Origin of the sequence: Bradyrhizobium sacchari, from assembly GCF_002068095.1 — a bacterium.
Classification (GTDB): Bacteria; Pseudomonadota; Alphaproteobacteria; order Rhizobiales; family Xanthobacteraceae; genus Bradyrhizobium; species Bradyrhizobium sacchari.
Genome location: NZ_LWIG01000010.1, coordinates 47,295 through 62,377, shown reverse-complemented (window position 1 = coordinate 62,377; position 15,083 = coordinate 47,295). Strand labels below are relative to the sequence as shown.

Below are 15,083 nucleotides of genomic sequence, written 5' to 3'. Positions count from 1 at the left end.
GGGGGCGCGCGATGAGCAGATTGTTGCGAACCGGACTGAATGCGGGCGAGGCCGCACCGATGGCGGTGGTCGGCGGCGAGGGCGTTTATTTTCATCTGTCGGATGGCCGCAAGCTGATCGACGGCAGCAATACCGGCGGCGGCCTCGGCCATCGGCACCCTGCGATGGTGGAGGCGATCCGCCGCGCGGCGGATACGCCCGTCGTCAACGAGGGCTGGACCTGGATCGGCCGCGAGCAGGCCGCCGACGACCTGATGGCGACCGCGTTTAGGGGCGAAGAGGATTGGGTCGGCGCGGTCCGCTTCTGCATCAGCGGCAGCGAGGCCAACGACATGGCGCTGTCGCTCTGCCAGGCGCTGACGCAGCGTTCCGCGCTGGCAACGCGCGAGCGCGCCTATCACGGCATCACCGGCCTGTCGCGCAGCATGACGGTGCAGCCGCAATGGCACGGCGGGCTCGCGGTCCACGCAGGCGGCTCGAAGCTGCCTGCGCCGATGGCGCCGGTGCGGATCCTGCCGGCACCGCATGGTGGGATCTATGGCGGGCCGGCCACCAATACGCCGCCGAGTGAATATCTCGCCGATGCCCCGCGCCTCCTCTCGGACACCGCGGCAACGATCATCGACTACACGCAAGGCGGCATCTACTACGACGGCGCCTATCAGGACGAGGTGGCGCGCTGCGCGCGGCAGGCCGGCTCGTACTGGATCGCCGACGAGGTCGTCACCGGCGCTGGCCGCGCGGGCCGCTGGTTCGCCTTCCAGGGCGCGGAGAGCCGCCCGGATATCGTGACGCTGGGAAAATCGCTCGGCGGCGGCGCGGCGGCAGTCGCCGCGGTCGTGGTGTCCAAGGACATCGTCGAGCGGCTCAAGGGCACGAGCTGGCAGAATTACGGCACGCTGCGCGGCCACCCCATCAGCATGGCGGCCGTCAGCGCGTACCTGAAGGTCGTCAGCGACGACAGGATTCTGGAGCACGTCAAAGACCTCGAAAAGCTGTTTGCCCGCCGGCTGCTGGCGATCGCGCAAAAGCATTCGAGCGTGCAGCGGGTGGCCGGGCAGGGGCTGCACTGGACGGTGGAGCTGCACGGCCCGGACTGGCGCACCTGGCACGCCGACACGACCGAGGTGCCGATCGCTTCGCGCGTCGCGGAACGGGCGCTCGAGGCCGGCGCGGTCATAGGTACCAGCGGCGAGCAGACCTCGCTGTTCCTGGCGCCGCCGCTGGTGATCTCCGAGCGCGAGGCGACGCTGCTGCTCGATGCGCTCGACCACGGACTCGACATTGCCGACAGGGAGCACGGGTGACCGCGGAGCACGCAGCACCTCGTCGTTCGCCGGCCTGGCCGGCGGATGAGCCCTGGCATCTCGCGGTGCCTGGTGGGACGCTGTACGACGCGCTGGTCCGCGCGGCGAATGATCGGCCGTCGCATCCGGCGACAGTGTTCTACGGTGCGAGCCTGAGCTACGCCGAGCTGCGCGATCGCGTCGATGCCATGGCCGGCTTCCTGCAAGGCGTTTGCGGCATCAAGCGCGGCAATCGCGTCATGATCGCGCTGCAGAACTCGCCGCAATATGCCATCGCCTATTATGCGGTGATGCGGGCGGACGCCGTGATCGTGCCGGTCAATCCCATGAACAAGACGAGCGAGATCTCGTATCTCGCCGCGGACAGCGGCGCCAGGGTCGCCTTCATCGGCAGCGAACTCAGCGATGTGTTTGCACCGCTGGTCGGGGATGCCATCGCGCATGCAATCGTCGCGCAGTATCGCGACGAGGTTCCAGCCGCGACGCCTTACACGCTGCCGTCATGTGTGACTGAAGCACCGTCGGAGCTGCCCTCGTCGCCGGGCTGGCATTCCTGGTCGTCTGCGATCGCGCAAGGTTTTCCGCCGGGTGCGATGGAGGCCGGGCCGGACGATCTCATGATCCTGCCCTACACGTCGGGGACCACAGGCAAGCCCAAGGCGTGCATGCATACCCATCGCAGCGCGCTGTTCACCGCCGTGTTGCAGGCGCGCTGGTATGGGCTCGACGGCAGCGACGTGATGACCGGCTTCATGCCGCTGTTCCATGTCGCGGGCATGCAGGGCTCGATGAACGCCGCCATCGTCACCGGCGCCACGCTGCTGCTGATGGCGCGCTGGGACAGGGATCTGCTCCCGGACCTGTTCGAGACCTATGGCGTCACGTTCTGGAACGCTGCGCCGACCATGATCGTGGATGTGCTCGCCAGCGCCAGCTTCCGCGACAGATGCTTTGCGAAACTCAAGGTGCTGACCGGCGGCGGCGCCGCGATGCCGACCGCAATTGCCGAGCGGCTGAAGGGACGCTTCGGTCTCGACTTCGTCGAGGGCTACGGCATGACCGAGACGATGTCGCCGACCCATCTCAACCCGATGGCCGCGCCGAAGCGGCAATGCCTCGGCATCGCCGTGCAGGAGACCGACGCGAGGATCATCGATCCCGAAAGCCTGGCCGAGCTCGGCGACAACGTCGTCGGCGAGATCGTCGTGCACGGGCCGCAGGTGTTGCAAGGTTACTGGAACAGGCCGCAGGCGGATGCCGAAGCCTTCATCGACCTCGACGGCAAGCGGTTCCTGCGCACGGGCGATCTCGGCTATCGCGATGCCGAAGGTTATTTCTTCGCAGTCGACCGCCTGAAGCGGATGATCAATGTCAGCGGCTTCAAGGTGTGGCCGGCCGAGGTCGAGGCGGCGATGTACCAGAACCGCGCCATCCGCGAGTGCTGCATCATCTCGGCGCCGGATGATTACCGCGGCGAGACGGTCAAGGCGCTGGTGGTGCTGAATGAAGCCGCGCGCGCGACGATTTCGGCGGACGATATCGTCGGCTGGGCGCGCGGCGTGATGGCGAGCTACAAGGCGCCGCGCGCCGTGGTCTTCGTCGATGCCTTGCCGCGTACCGCAAGCAACAAGATCAATTGGCGGCTTCTGCAGGACGCCGAATGGGGGCGGACGGCATGAAAACTGCTTGGCTGGAAAAGCGGTGCAAGGCCGCGATATGCTGCGCTCGCCGGAACATCCCCGAAGCCGCCGCTTCCCCCGAGAGATTACCAGGAATTCGCTGATGCGCATCGTCAATGTCGCCGCCGCCCAGATGGGCCCGATCCAGAAAGCCGACAGCCGCGAGGCCGTGGTCAAGCGCATGATCGCGCTGATGGATGAGGCCAAGAGCAAGGGCGCCGATCTGATCGTCTATCCCGAGCTGGCACTGACGACGTTCTTCCCGCGCTGGTACGTCGAGGACCGCTCGGAGTTCGACAACTGGTTCGAGCGCGAGATGCCGAACGCGGCGACGAAGCCGCTGTTCGAGCGTGCGGCGCAGCACGGGATGGCGATGAATTTCGGCTATGCCGAGCTGACGCCGGACGGACACCATTTCAACACCGCGATCCTGACCGACAAGTCCGGCAAGATCGTCGGGAAATATCGCAAGGTCCATCTGCCCGGTCATGTGGACTATGACACCAAGCGCTCGCATCAGCATCTGGAGAAGCGTTATTTCGAGCCGGGTGATCTCGGCTTCAAGGTCTGGCGCGAGCTTGGCGGCATCATCGGCATGGCGATCTGCAACGATCGCCGCTGGCCCGAGACCTATCGCGTCATGGGCCTGCAGGGCGTCGAGATGGTGCTGATCGGCTACAACACGCCGTCGGTGAATGCGGAGAAGAGCGAGGAGGGCGTCGAGAAGCGGCTGTTCCATAACCGCCTCTCGGTGCAGGCCGGCGCCTATCAGAACGCGACCTGGGTGGTCGCCGTCGGCAAGGCGGGCAATGAGGACGGCCACCCGCTGTTCGGCGGCAGCCTGATCGTCGATCCCGATGGCGAGATCGTCGCCGAAGCCAAGACCGAGGACGACGAGGTTCTGGTCCATGCCTGCGACCTCGATGCCACGACCTTCGGCAAGACCACGATCTTCGATTTCGCCCGGCATCGCCGCATCGAGCATTACGGCCTGATCACCAGCCAGACCGGCGCGGTGCCGCCGCCGGAGAAGTGACGCCGATGGCGGACAAGGGCATATCACTGCGCGAACTCGATCCCCGCGATCGCTACAAGCTGCTCTGCGGCGTGGTCGTGCCGCGGCCGATCGCGCTGGTGACGACGCTGGACGAGAACGGCGCGGTCAACGCCGCGCCGTTCAGCTTCTTCAACGTGTTCTCGGAAAACCCGGCGCTGATCGTGCTCGGGCTCCAGCACAAGCCGGACCACTCGCCGAAGGACACCACCCGCAACATCCATCGCGACGGCGAGTTCGTCGTGCACATGGTGGACGAGGCGCTGTCGGTCGCGATGAACGACTGCGCGGTCGATTTCCCCTCCGGGGACAGCGAGGTCGCCGCGACGGGCCTGGCGACGCTTCCCTCGGTCGATGTGAAGGTGCCGCGCCTTGCGGCTGCGCCCTTCGCGCTGGAATGCCGGCGCCATGTCGTGCTGAATTTCTCGCCCGATCGCGAGCTCCTGGTCGGCGAGGTGCTCAGGGTGCACGCCCGCGAGGGCCTCGTCGATGAGGCCAACATGTATGTCGATCTCGACGCCTACCGGCCGATCGGCCGCATGTTCGGCAATCTCTACACCACGCAGCGGGACACGTTTGCTTTGACGCGCGAGAGCCATGCGCAATGGCTGGCGCGTCAGGACAAGAAAGAGCTGAAGGACGCCTAGTGAGCCGAGAACTGCACCGTACCCAGCGCCATGGTGACGGCCGCCTGTGTCGGGTCGATCACGGGAATGCGCAGCGCGTCCTCCAGCGGGCGGCGATGGCGGGCCATGCCGGCGCAGCCCATGACGATGGCGCGAGCGCCGTCCTCATCGCGCAGCGTCCGGCCAACCTCGATCATTCTTGCCAGCGTGTCGTCGCCCGAGGCGGTTTCGGCAACGCTCATGTTCAGCGGCCGCTCGCCGGCAAGGCGATCGGTCAATCCCATCTGTCTGAGATAGCGCATGTGACGCGGGATCGAGCGCTGCGCGATCGCGATGACACCAAACGTCTCGGCGCGCGACAGCGCGGTCAGGACGCCGCACTCGGCAATGCCGAACACCGGCCGGTCGGTTCCTTCGCGGCAGACCTGAAGCCCGGGATCGCTGTAGCAGGCGATCACGAAGGCGGCAGAACTGTTGTCGCTTTCGACGAGCTTTCGCAGCGGCATCGCAACGCTATCGACATCCGCCTGGCTTTCAATGCCGAACGGGCCTTCCGCCAGCGTCTGGCAGACAACTTCCGGCCCGTCCTCGAAAGCGAGCGGCTTCAACGCGTCCTCCAGCCCTTGCGTGACCTTTTGGTTGGAGTTCGGGTTGATGACGAGAATGCGCGGCCGGGACATGATGGTCTTCCTGCGAAATTGCGAGTACGTGCCTTGAGCCTATCACGGAGTGCCTCATGACTGAACCCGCTTACGACCTGATCATCCGCGGCGGCCGCGTCGCCACCACCACCGACGTCTTCGAGGCCGACGTCGCCATATCGGGCGAGACCATCGCGGCCATCGGGCGCGGGCTTCCCCCCGGCAAGCGCGAGATCGACGCGCGCGGCAAGCTGGTGCTGCCCGGGGGCGTCGACAGCCACGCCCATATCGAGCAGCTGTCGGCGGCGGGCATCATGAACGCCGACACTTTTGAGAGCGCGACCGTGTCGGCGGCCTTTGGCGGCACCACCACGGTGATCCCGTTCGCCGCCCAGCATGTCGGCATGAAGCTGCCGCAGGTGGTGGAGGACTATCATGCGCTGGCGAAGAAGGGCGCGGTGATCGACTATGCCTTTCACATGATCATCGCGGATGCGACCAGGGAAACGGTCGAGGAACACATTCCGGCGCTGGTGAAGCAGGGGCACGCTTCGATCAAGATCTTCATGACCTACGACCGGCTCAAGGTCGACGACGAGCCGCTGCTCGACATCCTGCTCGCCGCGCGCCAGTCCGGCGCGATGCTGTGCGCCCATGCCGAGAACCACGGCATCATCGCCTGGATGGTGAAGCGGCTGCTTTCGCGCGGCTATACCATGCCGAAATACCATGCCGTCAGTCACGCCCGCGTGTCGGAGGCCGAAGCCTTCACGCGGCTGATCGGCATGGCGGCGCTGATCGACCAGCCGATCATGATCTTCCATGTCTCGACCGCCGAAGGCGCCAAGGTGATCCGCGACTCGCGCGGGCAGGGGCTGAAGGTGTTTGCGGAGACCTGTCCGCAGTATCTGTTCCTGACTGCCGATGATCTCGACAAGCCTGGATCGGAAGGCGCCAAATGGATGTGCAGCCCGCCGCCGCGCACGCATGCCGACCAGGAGGCGTTGTGGCAGGCGCTGTCGCTCGGCGATCTCCAGACCATCTCGTCGGATCACGCGCCGTATCGCTATGACGAGACCGGCAAGCTGCGCGCCGGCCCCAACCCGAACTTCAAGCAGGTAGCAAACGGTCTGCCGGGTCTGGAGCTGCGGCTGCCGCTCTTGTTCGACGCGATGGTCTCGAAGGGCCGGCTGGGCCTGGAAAAGTTCGTCGAGCTGACCGCGACGGCGCCGGCAAAGATCTACAATCTGCATCCGCGCAAGGGCTCGATCGCGGTCGGCGCCGATGCCGACATCGCGATCTGGGATCCCAACCGGGAGACCGTGATCGCCGACGAGATGATGCACGATCTCGCCGGTTACACGCCGTTCGCGGGCCGCAAACTGAAGGGTTGGCCGGTGTCCGTGCTCTCGCGTGGCCGCGTGATCGTCGAGGGCAACAAGTGTCTCGCGAGCGCCGGCAGTGGAAAATTCCTGGCGCGCAGCGGTGGCGAGGCGGCAAAGCCGACGGGGCGGCTGGTCGCGGACATGGATCCGGAACGGAACTTTGGGGCGAAACTGCTGTGATGGTGGATCGCGCGCGATGAAGATCGTCGTCTTCGGCGGCACCGGCTTTGTCGGCCTCAATCTTGCCGGGGTGCTGCTCGCGCGGGGGCACGAGGTGACGCTGCATGATCGTGCGCCGCTGCCTGCGGCTGCGCAGCGATCGCTGGCTGACTACGGCGCACGGCTTAAAGCAGTAAAGGGCGATATCACCGACGTCGAAGCCATCGACGCCCTTATCGCAAAAGGCTGCGATGCGATTGTGCTGGGCGCCGCGGTCACGGCCGGAGATGAGCTCGAACGGGCGTCGACCGCGCGCGTTCTCGAGATCAACGTGATGGCGCAGATCCCGATCCTGCTGTCCGCGATCCGTCACGGCGTTCGCCGCGTCGTCAATTTGTCGTCGGCATCGGCTTACGGCGCTGCCGGCCAGCGGGTCAAAGTGCTGGACGAGGAAACGCCCTGCGATCCCGTCACGTTCTACGCCATCAGCAAGTTCACCTCGGAACGATCGGTGGCACGGCACGCCGAACTTTTTGGCGGCGATTTCCTGAGCGTTCGGTTGAGTGCCGTGTTCGGCCCGTGGGAGCGGCCCGGCTCGGTGCGCGATACGCCCAGCCTCCAGTTCCAGATCCTTGCCGCGTTCGCGCGCGGCGAGCCGGCCCTTCTCCCTGCGCCAGGCATCAAGGACTGGACCTATGCGCCAGACGCCGCCGAAGCCGTGGCATTGCTGATCGAAGCCGAGCGGCCGCGTCATCGGCTCTACAACATCTCCAGCGGCACCGCCTGGACCGCGCTGCAATGGGGCGAGGCGTTTGCGGTCCTGCATCCCAAGCTGGAGTGCCGGCTCGCGTCTCCTGGAGAGAAGACCTTCATCAAGCTCCACGGTGGAGATCGTGCGCCCATGTCGGTCAAGCGGATGGCCGATGAATTCGGCTGGCGCGCGCGGTTCGGCTGCGCCGAGTCCGCCGCCGCGATGAGTACCTGGTGGAAGCAGCACAAGGAGTGGATCTGACATGCGGCTGCAGGCGCGCACCGCCATCGTCACCGGAGCGGGCTCTGGCATCGGCCGCGCCAGCGCAAAGCTGTTCGCGGAGGAGGGCGCGCGGCTCGCGCTGGTCGATCGTGATGCCGCAGGGCTTGAGGAAACGCTGAGCCTCGTCGGTGCGGCAACGACGCATGTGGGTGACGTCGGTGATGCCGGTTTCGCCGAAGCCGTTGTGAATGATGTCGTGGCGCGGCACGGCCGACTCGACGTCCTGATGACCGCCGCCGGTTTCTCCTGCGGCGGCACGGTGCTGACCACGAGCATTGAAGACTGGGACGCGGTGTTCCGCGCCAATGTCGGCGGCACCTGGCTGTGGGCGCGGGCTGCCGTGCCGCGGATGCAGCGACAACAGAGCGGTTCGATCATCACGCTGGCCTCGCAGCTCGCGATCGCCGGCGGCAAGGGCAACAGCGCTTACATCGCCGCCAAGGGCGCGATCGTCAGCCTCACGCGCACCATGGCGGTGGATTTCGCCACCGACGGCATTCGCGTCAATGCGATTGCGCCGGGCGCGATCGATACGCCGATGCTTCGCCGCAGCTTTGCCCGTCACGCCAATCCGGACGAGGTGCGCGAAGCCTCGCGCAACCGCCACGCCATGAAACGGTTCGGCGCGGCGGAAGAGATCGCGCAGACCGCGCTGCATCTCGCCAGCGATGCATCCTCGTTCACCACAGGCACCGTGATGGTGGTCGACGGAGGCTGGCTCGCGGCATGAGTGAGGCGCTGACAGAGCTCGAAGCGGACGTCCGTGCCGATCTCGCCATGATCGCGCATCCCGGCGCCGCATGGCTCGAGCCGAAGACGGGGCCGGACGGCAAGCCGGCGCTGGACGTGCTCATCATCGGCGCGGGCCAATCCGGCATCGCCATCGGCTTCGGCCTGATGCGCTCCCGAGTCAGCAACATCCTGCTGCTCGACAAGGCCGAAGAGGGGAAGGAGGGCCCGTGGCTCACCTATGCCCGCATGCCGACGCTGCGCAGCCCAAAGGACTACACCGGCCCCGACCTCGATATCCCCAGCCTGACCTACCAGTCCTGGCACGAAGCCCGCTTCGGCAAGGAGAGCTGGCAACAGCTCGGCCTGATCGAGCGCGGCCGTTGGGCGGAGTACTTGCTGTGGCTGCGGCGCACGATCGGCCTGCCGGTGCGCAATGGATGCGAGCTGCTGGAGATCGCGCCTGCGTCTGACGGCCTACTCGCTGCGCGCGTGAAACGGGCAGGAGAGGTCGAGACCCTCTACGCCCGCAAGATCGTGCTGGCGACCGGGCAGGAGGGCATGGGAGGCTGGATGGTCCCCGAGCAGCTGGCGCATCTGCCGCCGCGTTCGGTCGCGACCGTCGCCGACGACATCGATTTCGAAGGCCTTCGCGGCAAGCGCGTCGCCGTGCTCGGCGCCGGCGCCTCCGCCTTTGACAATGCGGCAACCGCACTGGAGGCTGGCGCCGCCGAGGTGCACCTGCTCTGCCGCCGCGCGCAGATCCAGGTGATCCAGCCGTATCGTTGGCTGACCTTCCGCGGCTTCCTGCGCCATCTCAGCGATCTCGATGATGCCTGGCGCTGGCGCTTCATGCGAAAAATCCTCGAGATGCGCGAGGGCTTTCCGCAACCGACCTACGACCGCTGCGCGCGTCACGCCAATTTCACATTGCACGAGGCCGCGCCGGTCGAAGCTGCGCGCGAGACCGGCAAGGGCGTTGAACTGCAGACGCCGCGGGGTGCGATCACCGCGGATTTCGTCATCTGCGGCACCGGCATCGACATGAACTTTGCCGGCCGTGGCGAGCTCTCCAGGTTCGCCGGCAACATCGCCACCTGGGCCGACCGCTACCAGCCGCCCGAGGATGAGCGCAACGAACGGCTCGGCCGCTTTCCCTATCTCGCCGACGACTATGCCTTCACCGAGCGCGTGCCGGGACAGACGCCGTGGATCTCCGGCATCCATCTCTTCGCCATTGCTTCCACCATGAGCTTCGGTCCGTCGGGATCATCGATCAACGCGATGACGACCGCCGTTCCAAAACTGGTCCACGGCCTGACGCGCGGACTGTTCCGCGCCGATATCGCGCGCCACTGGGCCTCGTTCAGCGCCTATGACGTGCCGCAGGCGGTGGTCACGCGGCCGGCGCGAAGAACGGAGGAAACGCTGTGATCATCCATGCGCCGCCGCGACCATGCGTCCCCAAAAACGCTCCATGAGACTGGCGCGCAACTTGCTTCTTTCTTAACCTGCCTTGCTGGCGTTCTCGTTCGAAATTCAGGAAAAAACCAATGCGTTTTGTGTCTTTCAGGCCGGCGACTTCAGTGCTCGCTACCGCCGCGATGTTGCTCATCGCCACCGCGCCGTCGCGGGCGCAGACCAGGGCGGAGACCTTGCGCTATGTCACGGGCGCATCCGTCAATACGCTCGATCCCAACATCCCCGGCTCGACCCGCGAGTCCTTCGCATTGAGCATGAGCACCTATGACCGCCTGGTCGCGTTCGGCCGCAAGCAGCTCAATGGCAAATGGGTGTTCGATCTCGACACGATTACCGGCGAGCTCGCCGAATCCTACGAGGTCAGTCCCGACGGCTTGAAGCTCACCTTCCGCCTGCGCAAGGATGCCAAATTCCAGGACGGCTCGCCCGTCACCGCCGAGGACGTCAAATGGTCGCTCGATCGCTGCGTCACCGCGCCGATCTTGGGCAAGGCGCAATTGCTGACGGGCTCCCTGACGTCGGCCGACCAGTTCAAGGTGATCGATCCCCTCACCATCGAGGTGACGCTGCCGAAACCCGACAAGCTTGCGCTGCCCAATCTCGCCACCGTCTACCCGATGATCATCAACTCGAAAGTGGCGAAAGAGCACGCGACCGCGGACGATCCCTGGGCCACAGCCTGGCTGAAGGAGCACACCGCCGGCAGCGGCGCCTATGTGGTCGAGAGCTTCAAGCCCGGCGAGCAGATCATCGTCAAGCGCAACGAGGACTGGAACCGCGGCTCGGCCAACAAGCCGGCGTTCTTCAAGCGGGTCATCGTGCAATCGGTGCCGGAGCCCGCGACCCGCGCCAACCTCGTCGAGCGCGGCGATGCCGATCTCGTGCTCGATCTGCAGGCCAGTGACGTGCAGTCGCTGGAGGCCAAGGGCAAGCTCAAGGTGGTCTCGACGCCGCAATACAATGCGATCACATTTGTCTCGATGAACAACCAGATCCCGCCCTTCGACAACGTCAATGTCCGCCGCGCCGTCGCTTACGCGCTGCCCTATGAGGACATGTTCAAGGCAGCTCTGTTCGGCCGCGGCACGCCGCTGTTCGGCGCGACCTGGGCGGACGGCAAGCCGGCCAACGGCATCTACCCGTTCCAGCAGCCGGTGAAGCTCGATCTCGACAAGGCCAGGGAATATCTGAAAGCCGCAGGTCTCCCCGAGGGCTTCTCGACCACCTTCAGCTTCAACGTCGGCCAAGCCTCGACCGCCGAGCCGATGGCGGCTCTCGTGAAGGAGTCGCTCGGCAAGATCGGGATCAAGGTCGACATCCAGAAGCTGCCGGACGCGCAGATGTCGACGCAGATCAACGAGAAGAAGCTTCCCTTCTACACCGAGGGCATCGTCGCCTGGCTGCCGTCGACCGACTACTTCTACCGCAACTTCTACACCGGAAATCAGCGCTGGAACTACTCTTCGATCAACAACCCGGATCTGGCGGCGATCGCGCAGGAAGCCCGCTTCGAGCCGGACAAGGCCAAGTACGAGGAAGCCGGCCGCAAGCTCAACGCGATGCACTTTGACCTGATGCCGCAGATCATGCTGTGGCAGCCGAACCAGGATGCCGTCATGGCGCCGTCGATCGAAGGCTACACCTACGAGTTCCATCGCCAGGTGGACTATCGCGACGTCAGCCGCAAGTGATACCGGGAAGCGCAGGAGGCTCTGAAAGGTGACGACCGGACTTGGCGCAACAATGGTGCGGGCGGGCAGGCGGCTTTTGTCGTCGCTGCCGGCGCTGTTCGGCGTGCTGGTGTTCACCTTCCTGCTGATGCGTGTCCTGCCCGGGGACCCCGCGGTGTTCTTTGCCTCGGGGCCCAATGCAGGCAAGGAGGAGATCGAGCTGATCCGCAAGCAGATGGGGCTCGACAAATCGGTGCCGGAGCAACTCGTGTTCTATCTCTCCGACATCGGCCACGGCAATCTCGGCCGCTCCATGATGACCGGGCAGCCGGTGCTGAAGGATCTGCGCGAGCGGCTGCCGGCCTCGCTCGAGCTCACCTTCACCGCCCTGCTGATCGCTCTCATCGCCGCGGTGCCGCTCGGTGTGATCGCGGCCTTGCGGCCGGGGTCGGTCGTTGATCACGGCGTGCGGCTGTTCTGCGCGCTCGGCGTCTGCGTGCCGACCTTCGTCTCGGGCCTGCTCTTGATCTATGTCTTCTATTATCTGCTCGGGCTTGCGCCTGATCCCACCGGGCGGATTGACGTCTTCACCTCGCTCCCGCCGCAGCGCACCGGCTTCCTGTCGATCGATTTCCTGCTGGCCGGCGACTTCGAGGGCTGGTGGGCGGCCTGCAAGCAGCTGATCCTGCCGGCGGTGAGCATGGCGCTGTTCGTGATCGCGCCGCTGGCGCGGATCACGCGGGCCTCGATGCTGGTGTCGCTCGGCAGCGATTTCGTGCGCACCGCGCGCTCGGTCGGATTGTCCTGGCGCAAGGTGGTCGTCACTTACGCGCTGCGAAACGCGATCCTGCCCGTCATCACCATCGCCGGCATCGTGTTCTCGACCATGCTGGGCGCCAATGTGCTGGTGGAGAAGGTGTTCTCCTGGCCGGGCGTTGCCTCCTATGCGCTCGATGCGCTGCTGTCGTCCGACTACGCGCCGGTGCAGGGTTTCGTGCTGCTGATGGCGAGCCTGTTCGTGCTGGTCAATCTCGTGGTCGATATCTGCTACGGCATCGCCGATCCCAGGGTGTCGATCGAATGACCAGTGCAACCCTCCGCCATTCGGTCTGGATCCTGCGCGGCAATCCGCTCACGGCGGTGGCCGCGGCCGGCGTGACGCTGTTCGTCCTGCTCGCGATCTTCGGCCCCTGGATTGTGCCTTACGATCCCGTGGTCTCCAACGTCTCGGAGGCGCTTTTGCCGCCGAGCGCGGCGCATCTCGCCGGCACCGACCAGCTGGGGCGTGACGTGTTCAGCCGTCTCATCATTGCCGCGCGGCTGGATCTCACGATCGCGGTCTCCGCGGTCGGCATCTCCTTCGTGATCGGCGCCGTGGTCGGCTCATTCTGCGGCTATGCCGGCGGCCGGCTCGATCGCGCGGTCGGCCGCTTCGTCGACGTGATGATGGCCTTTCCGTTGTTCGTGCTGGCGATGGCGATGGTCGCAGCTCTCGGCAACCGGATCGAGAACATCGTGATCGCAACCGCGATCATCAATCTTCCCTTCTACATCCGCTTCGCGCGGGCCGAGGTCAACGTCCGCCGCAATGTCGGCTGGGTCGAGGCCGCGCGCGCCTGCGGCGAGAGCCACTTTTCCGTGGTGCTGCGTTTCCTGCTGCCGAACATCCTGCCGGCGATGGCGGTGCAGATCTCGCTCAATCTCGGCTGGGCCATTCTCAATGCGGCCGGCCTGTCCTTCATCGGCCTTGGCGTCAAGCCGCCGACGCCGGAATGGGGCATCATGGTCGCGGAGGGCGCGCGCTTCATCTCCACGGGACGGTGGTGGCTGGTGGCCTTTCCGGGCCTTGCGCTGATGATGGCCGTGCTGTGCTTCAACCTGCTCGGGGACGGGATGCGGGATATTCTCGATCCCCGCATGCGCACATGAGCGAAGAACTGCTCAGGATCGAGGACCTCCACGTCTCGTTCTCGACGCGGCGTGGCATGGTCGAGGCCGTGCGTGGCGTGTCGCTTACGGTCGGGGGCGGCGAGATGCTCGGCCTCGTCGGCGAGAGCGGCTCGGGCAAGTCGGTGACCGGCTTTGCGACGACGCGGCTGCTCGATGCCGCCGGCCGCGTCACCGGCGGCAAGATATTGTTTCGCGGGCAGGACGTGACCAAGCTCCGCGGCGATGACCTCCGTCACCTCCAGGGTGCCGCGATGTCGATGATCTTCCAGAACCCGCGCGCCGCGCTCAACCCGATCCGCGCGATCGGCCTGCAGATCGCGGACGCGATCCTCACCCACAAGAAGATCTCGAAGGATGCCGCGCGGGCCGAGGCGCTGGAATTGTTGCGGGCCGTCCAGATCCGCGACCCCGAGGCGCGGATGAATGCCTATCCGCACGAGCTCTCGGGTGGCATGTGCCAGCGGGTCATGATCGCGATCGCGATCTCCTGCAATCCGGCGCTCCTGATCGCGGACGAGCCGACCACCGGCCTCGACGTCACCACCCAGAAGGTGGTGATGGACCTGCTCGCGGGGATCGCGGCCGCGCGCGGCATGGCGACGATCCTGATCACGCATGATCTCGGCCTCGCTGCGCGCTATTGCCGCCGCATCGCGGTGATGGAGCGCGGCCGTATCGTCGAGGAGGCAAGTTCAAAGACGCTCTTCACAGCGCCGCAGCACGCCTATACAAGGCGCCTGGTCGCGGCTTCGCCCACCGCGACGTCACGGATCGAGGATCTCGTGACGGAGGAGGAGCGGGAGCGTTACTCCGCGGTTGTCAGCACACCCAGGCAGAGCCCCGCGCACGGGACGCCGCCGCTGCTGGAGGTGCGCAAGCTCGCAAAGCGCTTCGACCAGGGTTCTGCGGCCGTCGCCGACTTCTCGATGACGATGGCCGGCGGCGAGAGCGTCGGTCTGGTCGGCGAGTCCGGTTCCGGCAAGAGCACGACGTCGCGCATGATCTGCCGTCTGATTGATCCCAGCGAAGGCGATATCGTTTTCGACGGGCAGTCGATCGGCCATGTCGCCTCGCGCGACTTTCACCGCTCGCCACTGCGCAAAGACATCCAGATGGTGTTCCAGGACCCGAACGAGAGCCTCAACCCGCGCTACACGGCCTTCGACTGCATTGCCCATCCCTTGATGCGGCTCGATGGCATGCGGGCGGGGGAAGCGTTGCGGCAACGGGTGGAGGAATGCGCCGCGCGGGTCGGGCTGCCGCTCGATCTCTTGCCGCGTTTTCCGCACCAGCTCTCCGGTGGCCAGAAGGCCCGCGTCGGCATTGCCCGTGCCATCGCCTGCCGGCCGCGCCTGCTCGTGCTCGACG

12 protein-coding genes and 1 pseudogene are annotated in these 15,083 nt (G+C 65.9%); 12 read left to right on the top strand and 1 reads right to left on the bottom strand.

From position 1 onward, the window contains the following. Positions 1-11: 11 nt before the first annotated feature. From A5906_RS13890 to A5906_RS13875, 4 genes are all read left to right on the top strand, one after another. Positions 12-1,307: an aminotransferase class III-fold pyridoxal phosphate-dependent enzyme gene (locus A5906_RS13890; RefSeq protein WP_080135759.1), complete on the top strand. Its 1,296-nt coding sequence runs from the start codon at positions 12-14 to the stop codon at positions 1,305-1,307. After that, on the top strand, positions 1,304-2,986 hold the full coding sequence (locus tag A5906_RS13885) for a long-chain-fatty-acid--CoA ligase (protein ID WP_080135758.1): 1,683 nt from the start codon (positions 1,304-1,306) through the stop codon (positions 2,984-2,986). Before A5906_RS13890 ends, A5906_RS13885 begins: the two co-directional genes overlap by 4 nt. 103 nt (positions 2,987-3,089) lie before the next feature. Beyond that, positions 3,090-4,022, top strand: coding sequence for an N-carbamoyl-D-amino-acid hydrolase (locus tag A5906_RS13880; protein ID WP_080135757.1), 933 nt, complete (start codon positions 3,090-3,092; stop codon positions 4,020-4,022). Positions 4,023-4,027: 5 nt separating this feature from the next. Further along, positions 4,028-4,687 carry a flavin reductase family protein gene (locus A5906_RS13875; protein ID WP_186465173.1) on the top strand — a complete coding sequence of 220 codons (660 nt, stop codon included), beginning with the start codon at positions 4,028-4,030 and terminating at the stop codon, positions 4,685-4,687. Here the strand turns inward: A5906_RS13875 and A5906_RS13870 are convergent. Beyond that, positions 4,684-5,346, bottom strand: a complete 663-nt coding sequence (locus A5906_RS13870; RefSeq protein WP_080135755.1) for an aspartate/glutamate racemase family protein — start codon at positions 5,344-5,346, stop codon at positions 4,684-4,686. The two genes, A5906_RS13875 and A5906_RS13870, sit on opposite strands and share 4 nt — an antisense overlap. 56 nt (positions 5,347-5,402) lie before the next feature. Between A5906_RS13870 and hydA the strand changes: the two genes are divergently transcribed. The 8 genes and pseudogenes from hydA to A5906_RS13830 all read left to right on the top strand — a co-directional run. Beyond that, positions 5,403-6,872: a dihydropyrimidinase gene (gene hydA / locus A5906_RS13865; RefSeq protein WP_080135754.1), complete on the top strand. Its 1,470-nt coding sequence runs from the start codon at positions 5,403-5,405 to the stop codon at positions 6,870-6,872. A 16-nt stretch (positions 6,873-6,888) separates the two neighbouring features. Beyond that, positions 6,889-7,863, top strand: coding sequence for an NAD-dependent epimerase/dehydratase family protein (locus A5906_RS13860; RefSeq protein ID WP_080135753.1), 975 nt, complete (start codon positions 6,889-6,891; stop codon positions 7,861-7,863). 1 nt (position 7,864) lies between these two features. After that, entirely contained in the window at positions 7,865-8,614 is a 750-nt protein-coding gene (locus A5906_RS13855) for an SDR family oxidoreductase (RefSeq protein WP_080135752.1), read from the top strand. Next, positions 8,611-10,047: an NAD(P)-binding domain-containing protein gene (locus tag A5906_RS13850; protein WP_080135751.1), complete on the top strand. Its 1,437-nt coding sequence runs from the start codon at positions 8,611-8,613 to the stop codon at positions 10,045-10,047. The genes A5906_RS13855 and A5906_RS13850 overlap by 4 nt, the downstream gene beginning before the upstream one ends. Before the next feature lie 119 nt (positions 10,048-10,166). Next, positions 10,167-11,786: an ABC transporter substrate-binding protein gene (locus A5906_RS13845; protein ID WP_080135750.1), complete on the top strand. Its 1,620-nt coding sequence runs from the start codon at positions 10,167-10,169 to the stop codon at positions 11,784-11,786. Between the two features lie 28 nt (positions 11,787-11,814). Beyond that, complete coding sequence (locus A5906_RS13840; RefSeq protein ID WP_018647561.1) at positions 11,815-12,849, top strand: ABC transporter permease; 1,035 nt, start codon at positions 11,815-11,817, stop codon at positions 12,847-12,849. After that, complete coding sequence (locus A5906_RS13835) at positions 12,846-13,694, top strand: ABC transporter permease (protein WP_080135749.1); 849 nt, start codon at positions 12,846-12,848, stop codon at positions 13,692-13,694. Before A5906_RS13840 ends, A5906_RS13835 begins: the two co-directional genes overlap by 4 nt. After that, positions 13,691-15,083 (top strand): annotated as a pseudogene (locus A5906_RS13830) (ATP-binding cassette domain-containing protein); the annotation flags it as partial. The gene A5906_RS13835 and the pseudogene A5906_RS13830, both read left to right, overlap by 4 nt.

Bases quoted from the DNA above. Each gene is read 5' to 3' on its own strand.
- A5906_RS13890 (WP_080135759.1), top strand. From the start codon at position 12: ATGAGCAGATTGTTGCGAACCGGACTGAATGCGGGCGAGGCCGCACCG.
- A5906_RS13880 (WP_080135757.1), top strand. From the start codon at position 3,090: ATGCGCATCGTCAATGTCGCCGCCGCCCAGATGGGCCCGATCCAGAAA.
- A5906_RS13875 (WP_186465173.1), top strand. From the start codon at position 4,028: ATGGCGGACAAGGGCATATCACTGCGCGAACTCGATCCCCGCGATCGC.
- A5906_RS13870 (WP_080135755.1), bottom strand. From the start codon at position 5,346: ATGTCCCGGCCGCGCATTCTCGTCATCAACCCGAACTCCAACCAAAAG.
- hydA (WP_080135754.1), top strand. From the start codon at position 5,403: ATGACTGAACCCGCTTACGACCTGATCATCCGCGGCGGCCGCGTCGCC.
- A5906_RS13860 (WP_080135753.1), top strand. From the start codon at position 6,889: ATGAAGATCGTCGTCTTCGGCGGCACCGGCTTTGTCGGCCTCAATCTT.
- A5906_RS13855 (WP_080135752.1), top strand. From the start codon at position 7,865: ATGCGGCTGCAGGCGCGCACCGCCATCGTCACCGGAGCGGGCTCTGGC.
- A5906_RS13850 (WP_080135751.1), top strand. From the start codon at position 8,611: ATGAGTGAGGCGCTGACAGAGCTCGAAGCGGACGTCCGTGCCGATCTC.
- A5906_RS13845 (WP_080135750.1), top strand. From the start codon at position 10,167: ATGCGTTTTGTGTCTTTCAGGCCGGCGACTTCAGTGCTCGCTACCGCC.
- A5906_RS13835 (WP_080135749.1), top strand. From the start codon at position 12,846: ATGACCAGTGCAACCCTCCGCCATTCGGTCTGGATCCTGCGCGGCAAT.